Here is an 18,081-nt window from a genome sequence, read left to right on the forward strand (position 1 = left end):
TCGGATTGATAACCCTTTTTTTATGCCTGCCGGTTTTGTTCCTGCATCAGGCAATGCCGAAGATATTCTTATATCCAAAGGCATAAGTTTCGTTTGTGCAGACGAACCGCTCAACTCAGCTTTAACAGCAGTCATCTCAATGGGGCGTCGTTCTCTATTTTGCCGTTCATGTCGTCAAATCTTAACGCAGCCGGCTCAGAGTGTTGTTTTTAATCATTTATAGAATAAGCCCACGCTAAATAATCTCAATATAGTGACTTATAACCGTTTTAGGCTTGGTTGTAGTGAGCTATTGGTTAAGGAATTATTCCGGGCGAGTTCGGGCGAGTTAAAGTTATCCATTGATCAGGTTTTTACTTTCCCGCTTATTCGCATACATGGCTTGATCGGCATGTCGTAGCAATGCTTCCGCTGTTTCGCCGTGTTGCGGATAACTTGCGATGCCTATACTGATGTTGGTCGTGATTACGTTGCCGCGATAATTGAAACTGCCGGCGGTTAATGTTTCTTTGATGCGCTTCGTTACCAGTCCGGCCTCTTCGGCAGTGGTGTTCGGCAGCAATATCGTAAATTCATCGCCGCCATAGCGGGCAGCGGAATCGCAGCCTCTCAAGCAGTGGCGGAAGTTGTCGGCGATCGATTGTAATAACAAATTGCCCGCTTCATGTCCGTATTGATCGTTGACGATTTTTAAGTTGTCGCAATCGCCCAGTAACACGCTGAACGTATGTCCGCCACGTTTGGTTTGGTGCAATTGTTTTTCCAACAAATCCATAAAGGCACGGCGGTTGTAGAGACTGGTTAGTTCGTCGGTTTGCGCGCTGGTCTTAATACGGCTGAAAGCGTGGTAAATGTCGCTGGATAGCATAGTGGTAACGTATCCGACCAACAACATAGGAAATAACCAAGCCAGTAAAACGCTGCTTTGGGCCAAGGAAAAGATTTGATCTTTAGGTACGTCGCTTTTCCCTAAATATAGGTAGCAAGCACCGATCAGCAGAACTTCCAATAATGTCGTTAACCTGCCTAAAGCCAGGGCGCTGGTGATGATGGGCAGAAAATACAGGTTCAGCAACAGGCTGTTTTGGCGGCCGGTGTGCCAGACAAACCAAGTGACCAACAAGATCATGACCCAGGTTTCTAAAGCCAGTTTCCAAACGTTGGCTTTGGAAAAAAAGTTCAGGTAATGAAATGCCATCACAAAACCGGCGAAAGCGCAGAGACCGCCTAACAAAAAGATTTTAACGTTCTCTTCGATTTGTCCTACAACCAGGTAAAACATCATCAAGACCAGTAGCAGCCACTGGATTTCCGCAACAGTACGGGAAAAACCGCTCAGCGCTTCAGGTTCTTGGTTAAGACGAAAAAACGGTTCCTTGGGCATGTGGAGTTTTCCGGGTTAATAGTGTTGGATAATGAAATATAAAAGGATAGACCAATCTTTTTATCTTAACACAATAGCTGAAGACGGCCGCGCTGCCGATCTGAAAGAGAATGTTATTAATTTAAGGGATTTCAATTGGGTTAAAACGGCATCTCCAAGCGGCATGCCGTTTTAACCGCTACGACTTACAACCAGCCTTTTCGTTTAAAGAACCAGTAGGGGGCAATCCCGGATAGCAGCATTAAGCACAATGCGCCAGGATAGCCCAGCTTAAAGTTGAGTTCAGGCATGTTCTGAAAATTCATGCCGTAAATGCTGGCCACCAGGGTAGGGGGCAGGAATACCACGGCAGCAATGGAAAAGATTTTAATAATCTTGTTTTGGGTGATGTTGATAAAACCTTGCGTCGAATCCATCAAGAAATTGATTTTATCGAACAGGAAAGTCGTGTGCGACATCAATGTATCCACGTCGCGCATGATTTCACGGGCCGTTTCCTGCAATTCGGGATGATTACGCAAGTGCCTCTGCAGAAAAGATATAGAACGTTGCGTATCCATTAGGCATAGCCGGATCTTACCGTTGCTGTCTTCCAGTTTGGCCAGTTGATCGATCGCCGTTTCAAGATCCGATTCTATTTCTTCCAGCACTAGATAACTGACATCTTCCAGTTTGCGATGAATATCCTCCAATGCATCGGCCAGGTTTTCCACTTTTTGCTCGAATATCAGCACCAGTAACTCCTGCGGGGAATGCGCGGCTACATGTCCATGCCGGGCGCGCATGCGCAGCAGGCGAAAGTCGGCCAGCGCACCTTCACGAAGGGTAATCAAGCGGTCGTTTTGCAGGATGAAGGCGACGGTTGCGGTGCTGTGCCGCCCTTCGCTGAGGGAAAGGAACAAAGAGCGTACATGAACGCCGGTCTTATCGGTAAAATAACGCGCCGATGATTCGATCTCTTCCACGTCATCCGATTCGGGTAGTATGGTACGCAAAAAAGCTTGTAATAAAGAGCGCTCAGTATCGCTCGGATCATGCGCATCAATCCAGGACGCTTTGGCAACGGCTTGTTTGATCTGATCTTCAGGCGGAGTGTGTTCTTTGAGTCGGCCCTTGTCAAAATTGAATAGTCGTAACATGTTTTTTTAATTATTCAGGCAGGCTGTCCGGTCGAATCAGCGTGATTAATTTGGCGCCGCCTTCGGCCAATGTTGTCCAGTCTCCTTCAAAGACCAGTTGGGCTAAAGCAGCGGTAGGTAGGCATTTTCCTTTAATCGATAGCGGAATCGAATGGGTGATCAATTTTTCCAATAAGTTTTCCAGGCCGGGATTATGCCCGACCAATAGCACGCGCCGTTCACGGCAAGTGGTTCTCAGCACGGTAAGTAAAGTCGACGCATCCGCTTCATAAATGCGTGGATCGCAGATTACCGCCGACTTGTCTATGTCCAGTTGTTTGCAAACCCGTTGCGCCGTTGCCAGGGCGCGCGTTGCCGGCGAGCTGAGTATGGCGTCGGGTATTAGATCTTGTTCGCGTAGCCAGCGTCCGATTTGTTTAGCCGCGCGGCGTCCGCGTTTTTTTAAAGGACGGGAAAAATCATCCATTTCAACCGACCAATCTGACTTGGCGTGTCGTAATAATAAAAGTTCGTGAGTCATAAAATATTTCTGTAAATGTAGGATTAATCCCCGGACACATAAATACTGTAATACTATAACAGTTAATGTTTACAATCCCATTAAAAACGAACGCATAAATCACCTGAAGCCTAGATAATGCAAGGCATTGGGAGCGTTAGAAGATCGGCGGAGTAGTGATACTACTTATTGATTGATGGAGTCGACTTCTCTATTCTTCAAGCGCTTAGGCAATATCAACTGTTAACGGGCGTTCGATACCATGAGGTGTGCCATGTCGATAAAAGAAGATTTTGAAAATCTATTGGGTAAGCTACAAACAGAACGGGATGAAATCAATTTAAAAATACATTTGGCTTCGATGGAAGTTAGGCAAGAATTTGAAGATGCCGAAAAAGAGTGGGGCCGGTTAAAAGCCAAAGCCTCCGAAATAGCCGGGGAGCCGTTAGAAACCTCGGAAGAGTTTATCGCCAATGCCAAAATAATCGGCGAAGAGCTTAAAGAAACTTACAATCGAATCAGCAAACGCCTGGCTCATTAATTTTCTTATTCTCTATAGAAAAATACAAAGTCGTACAGTCTTTTATGGTCTCTTGGCCTGAGAGGCGTTTGCCTATCGGTGCACAGAAAAACAGGTTCATCGGAAATTCCTGCTAATATGCTGGCGGCAAGGAGAATATTATGAATATTTCACGTTGGGCGCTGTTGGCTGTGATCGTTACGTTGTTCGCGGCGTTTTTTATTTTCGATCTGCAAAGCTATTTAACGCTGGAAGCACTCAAAGCCCGGCAAGCCTCTATCGAAGCTTATCGCAGCAGCCACCCGTTTTCGGCAATGGCTATATATGCGTCGATTTATATCGCCGCGACCGCTTTATCGCTGCCGGGGGCTGCCATTTTGACGCTGGCCGGCGGCGCCGTGTTCGGATTAGGGTGGGGAACATTGATTGTTTCGTTTGCTTCCACAATTGGCGCAACACTGGCTTTTCTGGTGGCGCGTTTTTTGTTCCGGGATGCGGTTAAAGCCCGTTTTGGCGACCGCCTGAACGTGATTAATAAAGGCATCGACAAAGACGGCGCGCTGTATCTTTTTACGCTGAGACTGGTGCCGATTTTCCCTTTTTTTGTGATCAACCTGGTGATGGGCTTAACGAACCTGAAAACCCAAACTTTCTACTGGGTCAGTCAGGCCGGCATGTTAGCCGGTACCGTGGTGTATGTGAATGCCGGAACTCAGCTTGGCAAGCTGGAGTCATTGTCGGGCATTTTATCGCCCGGATTGGTCGGGTCTTTTATTTTGCTGGGCGTTTTCCCGCTGTTGGCCAATAAAATCGTCGAAGCCATTAAGGCCAACAAGGTTTATCGCCAATGGCTAAAGCCGTCGCGCTTTGACAGCAATATCGTGGTGATCGGCGCAGGTTCGGGCGGCTTGGTTACCGCTTACATCGCGGCGGCCGTCAAGGCCAAAGTGACGTTGATTGAAAAGCATCAAATGGGCGGCGATTGCCTGAACAGCGGTTGCGTTCCGTCTAAAGCCTTAATCCGTTCCGCCGGATTGTTGGCCCAGATTCGTCGGGCTGCGGATTTCGGCATTACAAAAGCCGACGCCGAAGTGGATTTTGCCGAGGTGATGAAGCGCGTGCAGTCCGTCATCCTTACCATCGAACCGCACGATTCCGTGCAACGTTATACAGACCTTGGCGTGGACGTTATTGAAGGCGAAGCGAAGATTATTTCGCCTTGGGAAGTTCAGGTAACGACAACTGAAACAACGCGTATTATTACCACGCGTTCGATTGTCGTTGCCGCCGGTTCGCGTCCGCTGATTCCGCCGATTCCGGGTATTGGCGATAGCGCTTATCTAACTTCCGACACGATTTGGGCATTGCGCGAACTGCCGGGACGTTTGCTGGTATTGGGCGGCGGACCTATCGGTTGCGAATTGGCGCAATGTTTTGCCCGTTTTGGCAGCGAAGTGACGCAAGTCGAAATGGCGCCCCGCTTATTGATCAAGGAAGATCCGGAAGCTTCCGAAGCGGTGATGGCAAAGTTTCGCCGGGAAGGCGTTAATGTGCTGGTCGGCCACACCGCGAAAAGTTTTATCGTCGAGAACGGTCAAAAAATCCTGCTGGCCGAGCATGAAGGAAAGGAGCTGCGCATTTCTTTCGACCAGGTTTTGCTGGCCATCGGCCGGACTGCGAATATTCAAGGTTATGGGCTTGAACAGTTGGGCGTTGAAATCTCAACCAATCGCACGATTGAAACTAATGAGTTTCAGCAAACCAACTACCCGAACATTTTTGCTTGCGGCGATGTATCCGGCCCGTTCCAGTTTACGCATACTGCCGCTCATCAAGCGTGGTATGCGGCCGTGAATGCGCTGTTCGGCGGTTTGGTGAAATTTCGTACCGACTATTCGGCGGTTCCCTGGGCGACTTTCACCGATCCTGAAGTTGCGCGGGTCGGCGTTAACGAGCAAGACGCGAAAGCAACAGGGATTGCTTATGAAGTCAGCACTTATCATCTTGACGACCTGGACCGCGCAATTGCCGACGGCGTGGCGCACGGCTTCGTTAAAGTATTGACTGTACCGGGCAGTGACAGGATTCTCGGCGTGACGATTGTCGGCGAACAGGCCGGCGATTTGATCGCCGAGTTTGTGTTGGCGATGAAGCACAATATCGGTTTGAATAAATTGCTGGGCACTATCCATATCTATCCAACCTTGTCCGAAGCCAACAAGTACGCGGCCGGGGTTTGGAAACGCAACCATGCGCCGAAAGCTTTATTGCGGTGCGTGGCTCGTTATCACGAATGGCGTAGGGGATGAGCTTTATACGCTCGGCTTTTTCAACATCAACAGCTTGATATTAATCAAGGCCACTTTTGTCTATAATCGGAGGCAATTTTAGACCCGCGCCGAGCAACGGAAAATGAAACGTTGTTATTTTCAATATTAGGTTCAGGTTCCAGTTAACAGGAGTAACAATTTGAACCCCAATAACAAGATTCTGTTCGCAGGCGATCCGCATGGAGATTTCAGGCCGTTGATAGCGGCCGTGCATAAATACCGGCCCGAAGCCGTGGTGTTGCTGGGCGATTACGATCTGGAAATGCCGTTGGAAATTTGTTTGCAGGAAATTATCGGTTTAACTGAAATCTGGTGGATTGCCGGGAACCATGATTTTGAAACTCCGGTCAAGTATAAAAACCTGTTTCACTCGGCCCTGGCCGGAAACAGTCTGCACCTGAAAGTCACGGAAATAGCGGGATTAAGAATTGCCGGTCTAGGCGGGATTTTTCTCGGCCGTGTCTGGTATCCGCCGCAGCCGCCCAGATGGAGGAATAAACAGCATTTCCTGAACGGTCAAGCGGCCGGCGCAAAATCTGCCGCGCTGTCATTAAAATATCAGGGCGCGATCTGGCCTGACGAGTTTCATGCATTGAAAGCGCTGAAAGCGGATATTCTGGTGACTCACGAAGCGCCGGGGGGGCATCGCCACGGTTTCGACGTAATTGGTGAGCTGGGCGTTGCGATGGGCGTCAAACATATTTTTCATGGCCATCTGCATGAAAATTACACCGGCATTGTTAAAAACAATATCAAGGTATTCGGCGTGGCGAACAGGGCGGTTGCCGATTTGATGGGTAATACGTTAAAGGATGAGGATTGATCAACGCCGGTAAATCGTATTTACCACGAAGACACGAACGGCTGTATGGATACAGCCGTTCGTGTCTTCGCGGCGATGATTTTTGATGATCGTTCTAAGCCTGACTGCTTAAGTAATCCTCATAATTACCGTTGAAATCGACAATCCCGTTCGGGGTTAATTCGATAATCCGCGTCGCCAGCGACGACACAAACTCACGGTCATGGCTGACGAATATCAACGTGCCGGGATAGTTTTCCAGCGCGGTATTCAGCGACTCAATCGATTCCATGTCCAAATGGTTGGTCGGTTCGTCCAGCACCATGATATTGTTCTTTTGCAGGATCAGTTTGCCGAACAACATGCGGCCTTGCTCGCCGCCGGAGATGACCTTAACGGATTTGTTAATCTCATCGGCGCTGAACAACAAGCGTCCCAGCGTACCGCGAATGGTCTGGTCGTCGTCGGTTTCCTTGCGCCATTGCCCCATCCATTCGATCAGCGTCATATTTTCGGCAAAATCCTCGGCATGATCCTGGGCAAAATAGCCGACTTCCGAATTTTCCGACCATTTAACGACGCCGGTGTCCGGGCTTAAATCGTCGACCAGCGTACGCAGCAAAGTGGATTTACCGATACCGTTAGGGCCGATCACAGCAACGCGCTCGCCGACCGCAACCATCAGGTTCAGGTTTTTGAATAAGGGCTCTTCGCCGTAACCTTTGCTCAAGCCTTCAACTTCCAGCGCCAAGCGATGCAACTTCTTGGTTTGGTCGAAACGGATAAACGGATTAACCCGGCTTGACGGTTTGACTTCGTCCAGTTTGATTTTCTCCAACTGCCGTGCGCGCGACGTGGCTTGCTTGGCCTTCGACGCATTGGCCGAGAAGCGGCTGACGAAAGTTTGCAGTTCGGCAATCTGGGCTTTTTTCTTCGCATTTCCGGCCAGCAGGCGTTCGCGAACTTCAGTCACCGCGATCATGTAGTCGTCGTAATTGCCCGGATAAACGCGCAGTTCGCCGTAGTCCATATCGGCCATGTGCGTGCAGACGCTGTTCAGGAAGTGACGGTCGTGCGAGATGATGATCATCGTACAATCGCGCTGGTTCAGAGTGTCTTCAAGCCAGCGGATCGTGTTGATGTCCAGGTTGTTGGTCGGCTCGTCGAGCAGCATGATGTCGGGATTCGAAAATAGCGCTTGCGCCAGCAATACCCGCAACTTCCAGCCCGGCGCCACTGCGCTCATCGGGCCGTTATGCTGTTCCAGCGGAATGCCCACGCCCAGCAACAGCTCGCCGGCCCTGGCTTCGGCGGTGTAGCCGTCGTACTCGGCGAATACAGATTCCAGCTCGGCCGCGCGCATATAATCGTCCTCGGTCGCTTCCATGTTCGCGTAGATAGCGTCGCGCTCGGACATCGCGGCCCACATTTCCGCGTGGCCCATCAATACCACGTCCAATACGCGCTGGTCTTCATAAGCGAACTGGTCCTGGCGCAAATTACCCAGGCGTTCATTCGGGCTGATGCTGACGTTGCCGGCTGACGGCTCCAAATCGCCGCTCAATATTTTCATGAAGGTCGATTTGCCGCAGCCGTTCGCGCCGATCAGGCCGTAACGGTTGCCGTCGCCGAATTTGACCGAGACGTTTTCAAACAGGGGTTTAGCCCCGAACTGCATGGTAATGTTAGCTGTAGAGATCAAGTTTTTGTTCCGAAGATTAAGAGAAGAGAAAGTTGTTAGAAAAATAGAACTCGGCAATTGCTCCTGCATCCATGCAGTCGACGGATGGCACGGATCGGACGGATTTACACAAATTTTTTATCCGTGTTCCATTATTTCGTATTATTGAGTTTAATTAAGCCAAACCTCAGGCACGATATTGGCCGTGTTCTGGTCATCGCTGATCCAAAGCTGGCCGTCCTGGATAGTGACTTGTAATTGCATGGTACGCTTTACCATCGGCGCGAGCTGATCGGTCGCTTCCTTAGGCAAATTAATAACGCTCAGGTTTTTAAAGCGCTCCAGCTTCGGTTGAATCTGGTTCCACCAGACATTATTGCGGCCGCCGTAAGTGTAGACGATGACTTTATCGGCTCGATTGGATGCTTTGCGGATGCGTTTCTCATCGGGCATGCCCATATCGATCCACAATTCGATGTCGTCGGTCAGGTTTTTCCGCCAGAGGTCGGGTTCGTCGTCGGTACTCAGGCCTTTAGTGAATTGCAGTTGTTCGTCAGCATTCATGACAAAAGCCAACAGACGCGCCATCATGCGCTCTTCGGTTTCCGAAGGATGCAGGGCAATGGTCAGGTTATGCGATTGGTAATAGCCTCTGTCCATATCTGAAATTTGGCAGTCGGCTTTATAGATGGTTGACTTAAGCGCCATTGAGCGTTTTTAGGATTCTGAAAATAAACGCTTATTCTAACAGATTTGCGCCTATTCAGGCGACGTTCGGCTTTTATTTATTGGAAAGCATGTATTTTTTTGACATTTGCCGATGCTGTTTTGTCATGTTGAATTGAGAGCACTGAGCTGATTAGGGCAGTGCCAATTGAATTTAAACGGTCTATTGCTGAAATGCGAACTTGGAGCGCCCATAAAAACCCGATGTTTCGCGTTTTTGGTAATGTATTGATTAGTATGTGTTTTTCGATTGGTAGAAAATGAGCTAAAATGCGTTTGGCGGATGTTTTGACCGGTTCGCAAATATTCGGTTTTTCAGCCGTTAAATTCAGCCGGTTAAGCATACGCCGTCGCGCCTCACGTAGGCGCGTGGATTGAAACGAGGCCTCAACGTCAGACCATCCGTTATTAATAGTCGCGCCTCACGTAGGCGCGTGGATTGAAACTATCTATATAAGGAAACGTATCATGAACACATTAGTCGCGCCTCACGTAGGCGCGTGGATTGAAACTTAGTCTTAGAAGCATCATGTATAATCTTTGGCAAGTCGCGCCTCACGTAGGCGCGTGGATTGAAACCTAAGGTGCATATTATACGTACATATACGTAGATGTCGCGCCTCACGTAGGCGCGTGGATTGAAACGGTGTTTAACCTTAGCGTGGCTTGCTTAGCGAGTAGTCGCGCCTCACGTAGGCGCGTGGATTGAAACATACAGGTGTAGCAACGCGTAACTCATTACCTGTCGCGCCTCACGTAGGCGCGTGGATTGAAACGTGGCGTGTGCGCCATCCTCGTCGGTACTATTGGTCGCGCCTCACGTAGGCGCGTGGATTGAAACAACAAAATGGCGCAGCGCGAACGCGAAGAAATCGTCGCGCCTCACGTAGGCGCGTGGATTGAAACCACTGATTTGTAGCAACAAGCGCCCAAGTATTCGGTCGCGCCTCACGTAGGCGCGTGGATTGAAACACGTAATAAAGCGTTACCTCCAACCCAACAGGAGGTCGCGCCTCACGTAGGCGCGTGGATTGAAACTCATAGGCAATATTATGCGCAGGCTGTAACTCCTGTCGCGCCTCACGTAGGCGCGTGGATTGAAACGACCAGCCGGAGCCATGCACGTAGGCCAAAGCGGTCGCGCCTCACGTAGGCGCGTGGATTGAAACCGTAATCATTTGTGCTAGATAGTCGTCCTTATAGTCGCGCCTCACGTAGGCGCGTGGATTGAAACGTAGTCGTAGTCGAGTACAACAATACCCCGTGGAAGTCGCGCCTCACGTAGGCGCGTGGATTGAAACTAATGATAGATATAGCTCCTATGGAGGAAGAGGTCGCGCCTCACGTAGGCGCGTGGATTGAAACGGTCATATTGTCGCGATGTCCCATGCTAAAAAGTCGCGCCTCACGTAGGCGCGTGGATTGAAACGTCATATTGTCGCGATGTCCCATGCTAAAAAGGGAGTCGCGCCTCACGTAGGCGCGTGGATTGAAACATTTCCATGCTGTAATGGATCGGCATCACCAGCGTCGCGCCTCACGTAGGCGCGTGGATTGAAACATGAAACCAAGAATATGTGCCTAACGCCCCGGTAGTCGCGCCTCACGTAGGCGCGTGGATTGAAACACCCCCGATGCGTTGTCCATATAAATCAACGAGGTCGCGCCTCACGTAGGCGCGTGGATTGAAACGATGGAATTTGCTCAGGCCTGGGATTTATATAAAGTCGCGCCTCACGTAGGCGCGTGGATTGAAACAGGAAGTCCAGCGCCGTCAAACTCATCAACGAGTCGCGCCTCACGTAGGCGCGTGGATTGAAACAGCATCGTACGCCGTCTTGGCCGTATCCAATTGTCGCGCCTCACGTAGGCGCGTGGATTGAAACTTATCAACAACCGGTTGATAAGGATGCGGATCGTCGCGCCTCACGTAGGCGCGTGGATTGAAACCCACATGCAGTTATTGTTTTATGCTTATGCCCGTCGCGCCTCACGTAGGCGCGTGGATTGAAACACCGATGTCTTCCAGCACATAGCTAGCCAGGGGTCGCGCCTCACGTAGGCGCGTGGATTGAAACAACCAGATCGGCAGGCGCTGGATAATCGGCAACGGTCGCGCCTCACGTAGGCGCGTGGATTGAAACTGTTGCTAAGCCTCTGGATACATTAGCAAGACCGTCGCGCCTCACGTAGGCGCGTGGATTGAAACTTAATTTCAGCTTGAGACTGGAATTTCTTTAAGTCGCGCCTCACGTAGGCGCGTGGATTGAAACTGCTCTACGTTTTGCATCGTCTTTAACAATCGGTCGCGCCTCACGTAGGCGCGTGGATTGAAACAATTTGCGGTAACATGAATTGCCCGACAGTGCCAGTCGCGCCTCACGTAGGCGCGTGGATTGAAACTTCGATCAGGATCACATGCGAGTTTTTATCCCTGTCGCGCCTCACGTAGGCGCGTGGATTGAACCGGAGACTGCCCTGCGGATAGCTTCCGTTAGCGGATACTGGTGCTCACTACCGGGCTGACAGGCCCCGCTGCTGTTCGTCATCGGCAATCCGCTGGTTGCAAAAGCGCAGGACGAATAAGAAAAACCGGTTAAATAAGCCGGAACAAACTATTGGCAAACAGTCTTGGCGATTTTAACAAAGCCGTCCGGCGCATATGGGGCGTTTTTGCGTCATTTCACCTGGTCAGTAAGGCATATGCCGCATTCCTCTACCTCTCCCCAACGAATAACTCTATTCAATATCAATTCCCTAACGATTGGCTTGGTTATTGCTGACTGTTTGAATCTTCCGGAAAGGCATTTTCAATTTGTTAGAAAAATTATCGTTATGACCAGCCTTAGTCTCAATATCAACGACTTGTTTTTAAATCATCGGCAATCATTAATTCGAACTATCTACCGTATTGTCGGTTGTCCGCAAACGGCCGAAGATCTGGCGCACGAGGCTTATTTAAAAATGCTGCATGCTTCAAAGAACCAGGAAATAAGTTATCCGCATCCGTTTCTTTACCAGATTGCCCGCAATCTGGCGCTGGATCATCTGCGCAAGGAAAAAATACGTCAGCGTAGCGACGATAGCCAGTTAAAACACAGCGAGGATGCCGACGATTTATTGGAATATATTCCTTCATCCGCGCCTACTCCGGAACAGCAAACCGATAACAGCCAGCAGGTCGCGCTGATGCTTGACGCCTTGAACGGCTTATCTGAGCGTCGCCGCCAAATTCTGGTGCTGCATAAGTTTCATCACTGGACGTACGAACGCATCGCCCGGCATTACGGCATTTCCCGCAGTGCGGTGGAAAAAAACGTGCATGTTGCTCTTGCCCACTTGATGGCCGCACAGAGCGGAACGGCGTTTTAAAGTACGGATTTGCGTTCACGTACGCCTAATAATGATAGAATTTTCGCAAAATTATCTAAGTTGTATGCCTTATGTCTTCACACGCCAACCCGGAACCGACTCATTCCTTAAGCAAAACGCAAGATCAAGCGCTGGCTTGGTTTGCCCGTTTACAGGACAGTAAAGCCAGCCAACGCGACCGGGCCGAGTTTGCCGCCTGGCTGGCCGTCTCGCCGGCGCATCAAGCCGCTTACGACAAAATCGCTCAGTTCTGGCAATCTCCTGCGCTGAATGCGGCCTTGAGCCAATGCGCAGAGATTCCGCTGCCGCAAAGATCGCGAAAACTGCCTCGGCAACGCTGGGCTGCCGCTGCCTGTGTGGTAGTGGCGAGCGGCTGGTTGTTGCTGGCCTCGGGTTTGATCGACCGCTGGCAAGCCGATGCGGTGACCGCCACCGGGGAGCAGCGCCGTATTATGTTGGCCGACGGCTCGGCGGCAACGTTGAATACCGATACGGCACTGGCGTTTAATTACGGCGCCGAACGGCGCGGCGTAAAAATACTCAGCGGGGAAGTCTACTTTGAAGTACAGCCTGACAAAGCCCGGCCATTTATCGTCGAGACAGAGCAGGGCACGGTGCGGGTGGTCGGCACCCGTTTTAGCGTCAAAACCGGTGACGCCATCCAGGTCGACGTCGAAAGCGGCATAGTTGCCTGTGCCGGGCGGCAAGGCGGCAGCCGTCAACTCACGGCCGGACAGCATACCCGCATCTTCAGCCAGGGCGTTGACGCAGTTACCGAAATCGATGCCGGCCGAGCTTTCGCCTGGCTTAACGGACGGTTGATTTTTCAGGATCAACCGCTGGCGGAAGTGATCGCCGAGCTGGACCGCTATCATCCCGGCGCCATCGTCATTACCGATGCCGCGCTCGCCAAAACCCGAGTCACCGGCAATTATAAACTGGAGGATACCGCTGCCATTGTTCGCACCTTGGCCGATATTACCGGAGCGAGGGTGATCAATCTGTCATCGTATTTGACTGTGTTAAAAGGCTAAGATGCATTGTCGTTACTGCATTGTTAGAGCGGTTATATAACAACGGATACTGCACTTTTAATTCAATCGTTATTTAGAAAATCTCATTCGAAAAAACTACTGGACTAACCAGCACGAAAAAATTCTCCCGCAAGTGTGTGTTAATCATGCTGATACGTCTCGTTAGTTGTGCGTGGTGTTGCCAACGCGCTAACTAACGACATTATTAAGTAGGAGTATTCATGCCCCAGGTTCCCCCTCATGTGCCTTACACATTGCGCAAACTGACTATTGCCATTGCCCTCGTATTACCTGTATCCAGTTTGCCGTTGCCGGTACTGGCCTCCGGCACAGCAGCGCATAATGCGGCAGATTCACAAAATGCAACACTCAGTTTTAATATTCCTGGCCAATCTTTGGCGGATGCGCTCAACGCCTTTATCGCAATCAGCGACTGGCAGGTCGGCTTTCCTTCGGGGATGGCGAAAAATGCACGCTCCAGCGCGGTAAACGGCAACTACACGCCGGAACAGGCTTTGCAGCGGCTACTGAGCGGAAGCGGGTTAAGTTATCGAATAACGGGAGTCAATACAGTCACGCTGGAGAAGGTGCCGGAGCAACTCAATAAGGTCGACACGACCATATTAAAAATGATGACAGTGACCGGCAAAGCCAAATACGACCCAAATGATCCGTATGACAAGCATTACGCTGCAACCAATTCCAGCTTTGCCACTAAAACCGACACTCCGATCATGGAAACGCCGCTGAATATTCAAGTGCTTCCGAAGGCCGTACTTGAAGACCAACAATCCACCAAGCTTGATCAGGCAGTGAAATTAGTCAGCGGCGTCACGACCGGTCAAGGCGCCGGCGGGATTTCCGACCAAATCACCATACGCGGCTTTTTCAACTACAACTATTTTCGCAACGGCATGCGCATCGATACTAACGGCGGTTCGGACGGAACGCGCGCGATGGCGAACGTGCAAAGCCTGGAAGTGCTCAAAGGACCTGCGGCGATGCTGTACGGACGCGTCGAACCCGGAGGCATGGTCAATGTCGTCACTAAAAAGCCATTGGATACTGCCTATTATTCGTTGCAACAGCAAGCCGGATCGTTTGATTTCTATCGCACCAGTATCGACGCGACAGGGCCTTTGACCGGCAATAAGGACTTGCTGTACCGGATGAATGTTTCCTATGAAAACAGCGGTTCGTTTCGCGAGTTTGACAATTACGAAAAAGTGTTTGTCGCGCCGGTCCTGCAATGGAATATCAGCCCGCAAACACAAGCAATGCTGGAGATGGAATACCGCCACGAAAATAATAGCTACGATCCCTATGCGGGCGCTTTGATCATTGACGGAAAAACAGCGGACGGCACTTGGATCAACCCGCGCCTGGCAAAAATTCCCCGCGAACGGAATTTGATAGAGCCCGACAATAACAACCCTCTCGATAACGAGTTTATCGGCTTTAATGTGAACCATAAATTTAGTGACGACTGGGTATTGTCCGAGCAACTCGGCATCAATCTATTGGATAGAACCCGGACAGCGATGAACTCCGGACTTTTGAACGCCGATCAACGCACATTGAACAGGCAATTGCTCACCAGCGACTTTTATACCAACGACAGTTATTTCACCACAACCAATTTGACCGGCCATTTCGACACCTGGGGGCTTAAACACACGTTGTTGGTCGGCGGCGACTATTATCTTCAAGACGAAAATTCCGTCGGCTACAGCAGCACGGTTGCCAGCACCATTGACATTTATAATCCTGTCCACAGAGGCCTTCCGCCTGTTAATCCAACGACGCGGGCCAGCCAGTCGTTTCACACGACCACGGATTTGTACGGCATCTATCTACAGGATCAAATCAAGTTGCCTTATAACGTCCATGTGATGGGCGGCTTTCGTTACCAGAACGTCGAGCAATACAATGTGCTTACCAAGCGGATCGGACAAAAAGCCGATGCGGTAACGCCGCAGGTAGGCGTGCTTTGGCAGCCGATGCATTGGTTGAGTCTTTACGGTAACTATGTGGAAAATTTCGGCGCCACCAACGGCCAGGGACAAGGCGGTACCTTTTTACCGCCGCAAACCGCGCAACAATGGGAAGGCGGATTTAAAACCGCATTCTTCGATGACCGTTTAAGCACCACCATTGCTTACTTCAACTTGACCAAGCAAAACATTCCTACGCTTGACCCTGTTAATCCGACCTTCAGTATTGCAACCGGCGAGGCGCAAAGCCGCGGCGTAGAAGCGGACATCAAAGGCGAAATTTTGCCGGGATGGAACACTATTGCCACCTATGCCTATACCGAAACCGAGGTACTCAAGGAAAATAATCCCAATAACATACCCGTCGGCAGTCCGCTTCGGGGTGTTCCTAAACATACCTCCACTTTATGGATGACCTACGATTTTCAACAAGATTATTTGCGCGGCTTCAAGGTGGGCGCCGGCGTGGATTTGTATAGTTCAAGAAAAGCCACTTTCGACCGGCAGCAGTTCGATTTTGCCGGCTACGGCATTGTTAACCTGCTGGGGAGCTATACGCGGAACGTCGCTAAATCCAAGGTAACCCTCCAGTTGAACGTCACCAACCTGCTGGATAAGGAGTATATCCACGACGGTTTTATCCAATCCAATTCCCCGACCCTGCAAACCCGGACTACCTGGGGGACGCCAAGGACGCTGATGGGATCGGTGAAAGTCGAGTTTTAACCGGTATCGCTAAGTTTGTTTTGCGCCAATGCCGGGAGGATTTCTCTCGGCATTGGCGTGCATGACTGCATTGTTAGTTGTTTAGTCACTACCTTAAAGAAATAAATCATGCGACAACCATTTATTAAAGATTTTTCTGCGCTTAGCTCTGTGACAATATCGAAAGCGGATATTCATCTGGCTAAACTCAAAGCGCGACGTAAACTGTGGCTGGATGTTCACCTTTATCTCGGCTTGATCGTCGGCGCGATATTGGCCGTGGTTGGCCTGACCGGCTGCATTCTGGTGTTTTATCAAGAAATGCAGGAAGTCTTGAACCCGGAATTGGCTGTTGTTTCCGCACCGCCCGAAAATCGGCAACAAGTGCGCGGCTTGGACGACATCGTAGCGGCTGCGGAATCGGCCAAGCCGCGAGGCAGCCGTTTTTTCAAAGTCTACTACCCACGCAAGCCCGATGTCGCCTATAAGCTGCTGTATTATGTCAGGGACGAAAGCCTGGCTAACAACGGCGACGGCTATTACATTTTCGTCGATCCATACAAAGCTCAGGTTCAAGGCATTCAGCTTTGGCATCCGAAAGACCGCTACTGGGGGCGGCCTCTGGTCAGTTTCATCATGCAACTGCACTGGTGCTTGTTGTTGGGCAAACAAGTCGGCGGTACTCTTAATTGCGTTATGGCGGCGTTATCGATTATTTCGCTGTTGACCGGCCTGATTGTCTGGTGGCCGCTGACCGGTAAATTCAAACAGGCGTTAACCTTTAAGCGCAATGGCAGCGCCGTGCGTTTTAATTTCGACCTGCATAAAACATTCGGTTTTTATTCGGCCATCGTATTGTTGCCGGTGTTGTTTTCCGGGGTTTACATGGTGTTGCCCGAACGAGTGAACGTATTGATCAAGCTGTTCTCGCCGGTCAGCCGCCCCCATGCTTACAGCGCCGTGCCGGCAGGAATCCATAGCAAACCGCAAGAGGGCCGGCAGCCGGTCACTATCGCGGAAGTGGAAGCAATAGTGCAGAAACACTATCCCGCCGGCAAGCTATGGATGCTCAATGGGCCGAAAAACCGGGAGGACGTTTACACGGTAATGAAACACGACGTCATCGAATTAAGCCGCTTTATCGGCTATCGCGACATTGCCGTCGACCAATACAGCGGCGAAATCATCAATGTTTTCGACAGGGGAACGGGCAACGCCGGCGATATTTTCACGGATTGGCAATGGCCGTTGCACAACGGCCATGCTTTCGGTTGGACTGGCCGGATGCTGGTCTTTCTCTCCGGCCTGGCTTGTCCGCTTTTGTATGTGACCGGCTTGGTCCGCTGGCAGCAAAAGCGCAAGGCGAAAAAGTTAAAAAGGATCGTCGAGCTCCAAAAGCAACGCTAACGCCTCAAGCCGTCACAGCAGCAGCTTGTCATCTATGGCTATAAAACGGCTGGCCGATTTAATCAGCGAAGGAGAGGTCAGCGCCGGTACGCCGTACACTTCTGTCGTTACGCCGTAAGCGTTCCGGACTTTATCCAACAGCAGATCAAAGTCGCCATCGCCGGACAGCAAAATAATCACGTCGGCTTTGGCCGCAGTGTCGATCACATCCAGCGTGATGCCGACATCCCAATCGCCTTTTGCGGAACCGTCGCTACGCTGGATGTAAGGCTTCAGTTTGATTGTAAAACCGATATTGCGAAGGACTTGCTGAAATCCCTGTTGTTTGCTGTCGCCTTTATCGATTGCATAAGCAAATGCGGCAACTACCTCGCGGCCCGCAGTCGCCTGCGCCCAGAATGCGCTGTAGTTAAAATGCCGGTGATAACTTTGCTTGGTGGTGTAATAGATATTTTGCACATCGACAAAGATGGCGACTTTTTCCATGC

At 50.6% G+C, this 18,081-nt stretch carries 15 protein-coding genes and 1 CRISPR repeat array; of the genes, 8 read left to right on the plus strand and 7 right to left on the minus strand.

Features of this window, described 5'->3' with window-relative positions:
• A partial coding sequence (locus EKO24_RS22780) for a hypothetical protein (RefSeq protein WP_206667203.1) occupies positions 1–223 on the plus strand: 223 nt, incomplete at its 5' end.
• A 111-nt stretch (positions 224–334) separates the two neighbouring features.
• On the opposite strand, the gene EKO24_RS03890 is transcribed toward EKO24_RS22780, so the two are convergent.
• The 3 genes from EKO24_RS03890 to EKO24_RS03900 all read right to left on the minus strand — a co-directional run bounded on the left by EKO24_RS03890 (position 335) and on the right by EKO24_RS03900 (position 3,043).
• Positions 335–1,384 carry a GGDEF domain-containing protein gene (locus EKO24_RS03890; RefSeq protein ID WP_127029856.1) on the minus strand — a complete coding sequence of 350 codons (1,050 nt, stop codon included), beginning with the start codon at positions 1,382–1,384 and terminating at the stop codon, positions 335–337.
• Positions 1,385–1,569: 185 nt separating this feature from the next.
• Positions 1,570–2,523 (minus strand): magnesium/cobalt transporter CorA, encoded by a 954-nt coding sequence (corA, locus tag EKO24_RS03895; protein WP_127029857.1) that lies wholly within the window; start codon positions 2,521–2,523, stop codon positions 1,570–1,572.
• A 10-nt stretch (positions 2,524–2,533) separates the two neighbouring features.
• Positions 2,534–3,043 carry a SixA phosphatase family protein gene (locus EKO24_RS03900; RefSeq protein WP_127029858.1) on the minus strand — a complete coding sequence of 170 codons (510 nt, stop codon included), beginning with the start codon at positions 3,041–3,043 and terminating at the stop codon, positions 2,534–2,536.
• A 253-nt stretch (positions 3,044–3,296) separates the two neighbouring features.
• Between EKO24_RS03900 and EKO24_RS03905 the strand changes: the two genes are divergently transcribed.
• From EKO24_RS03905 to EKO24_RS03915, 3 genes are all read left to right on the plus strand, one after another.
• A complete protein-coding gene (locus tag EKO24_RS03905; RefSeq protein WP_127029859.1) occupies positions 3,297–3,563 on the plus strand; it encodes a hypothetical protein in 267 nt (88 codons plus the stop codon).
• 140 nt (positions 3,564–3,703) lie between these two features.
• Complete coding sequence (locus EKO24_RS03910; RefSeq protein WP_127029860.1) at positions 3,704–5,851, plus strand: FAD-dependent oxidoreductase; 2,148 nt, start codon at positions 3,704–3,706, stop codon at positions 5,849–5,851.
• 160 nt (positions 5,852–6,011) lie between these two features.
• A complete protein-coding gene (locus EKO24_RS03915) occupies positions 6,012–6,695 on the plus strand; it encodes a metallophosphoesterase family protein (protein ID WP_127029861.1) in 684 nt (227 codons plus the stop codon).
• 94 nt (positions 6,696–6,789) lie between these two features.
• On the opposite strand, the gene EKO24_RS03920 is transcribed toward EKO24_RS03915, so the two are convergent.
• From EKO24_RS03920 to EKO24_RS03930, 3 genes are all read right to left on the minus strand, one after another.
• Entirely contained in the window at positions 6,790–8,376 is a 1,587-nt protein-coding gene (locus tag EKO24_RS03920) for an ABC-F family ATPase (RefSeq protein WP_143733169.1), read from the minus strand.
• 150 nt (positions 8,377–8,526) lie between these two features.
• Positions 8,527–9,063 carry a YaeQ family protein gene (locus tag EKO24_RS03925; protein WP_127029863.1) on the minus strand — a complete coding sequence of 179 codons (537 nt, stop codon included), beginning with the start codon at positions 9,061–9,063 and terminating at the stop codon, positions 8,527–8,529.
• Between the two features lie 77 nt (positions 9,064–9,140).
• Entirely contained in the window at positions 9,141–9,425 is a 285-nt protein-coding gene (locus tag EKO24_RS03930; RefSeq protein WP_143733170.1) for a hypothetical protein, read from the minus strand.
• A gap of 5 nt (positions 9,426–9,430) precedes the next feature.
• Positions 9,431–11,549: direct repeats of the CRISPR family, unit length 32 nt; unit sequence GTCGCGCCTCACGTAGGCGCGTGGATTGAAAC.
• Between the two features lie 367 nt (positions 11,550–11,916).
• Between EKO24_RS03930 and EKO24_RS03935 the strand changes: the two genes are divergently transcribed.
• The 4 genes from EKO24_RS03935 (at position 11,917) to EKO24_RS03950 (ending at position 17,593) form a co-directional block, all read left to right on the plus strand.
• On the plus strand, positions 11,917–12,453 hold the full coding sequence (locus tag EKO24_RS03935) for an RNA polymerase sigma factor (protein WP_127029865.1): 537 nt from the start codon (positions 11,917–11,919) through the stop codon (positions 12,451–12,453).
• A 71-nt stretch (positions 12,454–12,524) separates the two neighbouring features.
• Complete coding sequence (locus EKO24_RS03940) at positions 12,525–13,487, plus strand: FecR family protein (protein WP_127029866.1); 963 nt, start codon at positions 12,525–12,527, stop codon at positions 13,485–13,487.
• 221 nt (positions 13,488–13,708) lie between these two features.
• Positions 13,709–16,207 (plus strand): TonB-dependent siderophore receptor, encoded by a 2,499-nt coding sequence (locus tag EKO24_RS03945; RefSeq protein WP_127029867.1) that lies wholly within the window; start codon positions 13,709–13,711, stop codon positions 16,205–16,207.
• A gap of 108 nt (positions 16,208–16,315) precedes the next feature.
• Positions 16,316–17,593, plus strand: coding sequence for a PepSY-associated TM helix domain-containing protein (locus EKO24_RS03950; RefSeq protein ID WP_127029868.1), 1,278 nt, complete (start codon positions 16,316–16,318; stop codon positions 17,591–17,593).
• A 12-nt stretch (positions 17,594–17,605) separates the two neighbouring features.
• On the opposite strand, the gene EKO24_RS03955 is transcribed toward EKO24_RS03950, so the two are convergent.
• On the minus strand, positions 17,606–18,079 hold the full coding sequence (locus EKO24_RS03955) for a LabA-like NYN domain-containing protein (RefSeq protein WP_127029869.1): 474 nt from the start codon (positions 18,077–18,079) through the stop codon (positions 17,606–17,608).
• Positions 18,080–18,081: the final 2 nt, after the last annotated feature.

The organism is Candidatus Methylobacter oryzae, assembly GCF_003994235.2.
GTDB classification, from domain to species: domain Bacteria; phylum Pseudomonadota; class Gammaproteobacteria; order Methylococcales; family Methylomonadaceae; genus Methylobacter_A; species Methylobacter_A oryzae.

Coding starts and splice junctions, on each gene's coding strand:
- EKO24_RS03890 (WP_127029856.1), bottom strand. CDS start 1,384: ATGCCCAAGGAACCGTTTTTTCGTCTTAACCAAGAACCTGAAGCGCTG.
- corA (WP_127029857.1), bottom strand. CDS start 2,523: ATGTTACGACTATTCAATTTTGACAAGGGCCGACTCAAAGAACACACT.
- EKO24_RS03900 (WP_127029858.1), bottom strand. CDS start 3,043: ATGACTCACGAACTTTTATTATTACGACACGCCAAGTCAGATTGGTCG.
- EKO24_RS03905 (WP_127029859.1), top strand. CDS start 3,297: ATGTCGATAAAAGAAGATTTTGAAAATCTATTGGGTAAGCTACAAACA.
- EKO24_RS03910 (WP_127029860.1), top strand. CDS start 3,704: ATGAATATTTCACGTTGGGCGCTGTTGGCTGTGATCGTTACGTTGTTC.
- EKO24_RS03925 (WP_127029863.1), bottom strand. CDS start 9,063: ATGGCGCTTAAGTCAACCATCTATAAAGCCGACTGCCAAATTTCAGAT.
- EKO24_RS03930 (WP_143733170.1), bottom strand. CDS start 9,425: ATGCTTAACCGGCTGAATTTAACGGCTGAAAAACCGAATATTTGCGAA.
- EKO24_RS03935 (WP_127029865.1), top strand. CDS start 11,917: ATGACCAGCCTTAGTCTCAATATCAACGACTTGTTTTTAAATCATCGG.
- EKO24_RS03940 (WP_127029866.1), top strand. CDS start 12,525: ATGTCTTCACACGCCAACCCGGAACCGACTCATTCCTTAAGCAAAACG.
- EKO24_RS03945 (WP_127029867.1), top strand. CDS start 13,709: ATGCCCCAGGTTCCCCCTCATGTGCCTTACACATTGCGCAAACTGACT.
- EKO24_RS03950 (WP_127029868.1), top strand. CDS start 16,316: ATGCGACAACCATTTATTAAAGATTTTTCTGCGCTTAGCTCTGTGACA.
- EKO24_RS03955 (WP_127029869.1), bottom strand. CDS start 18,079: ATGGAAAAAGTCGCCATCTTTGTCGATGTGCAAAATATCTATTACACC.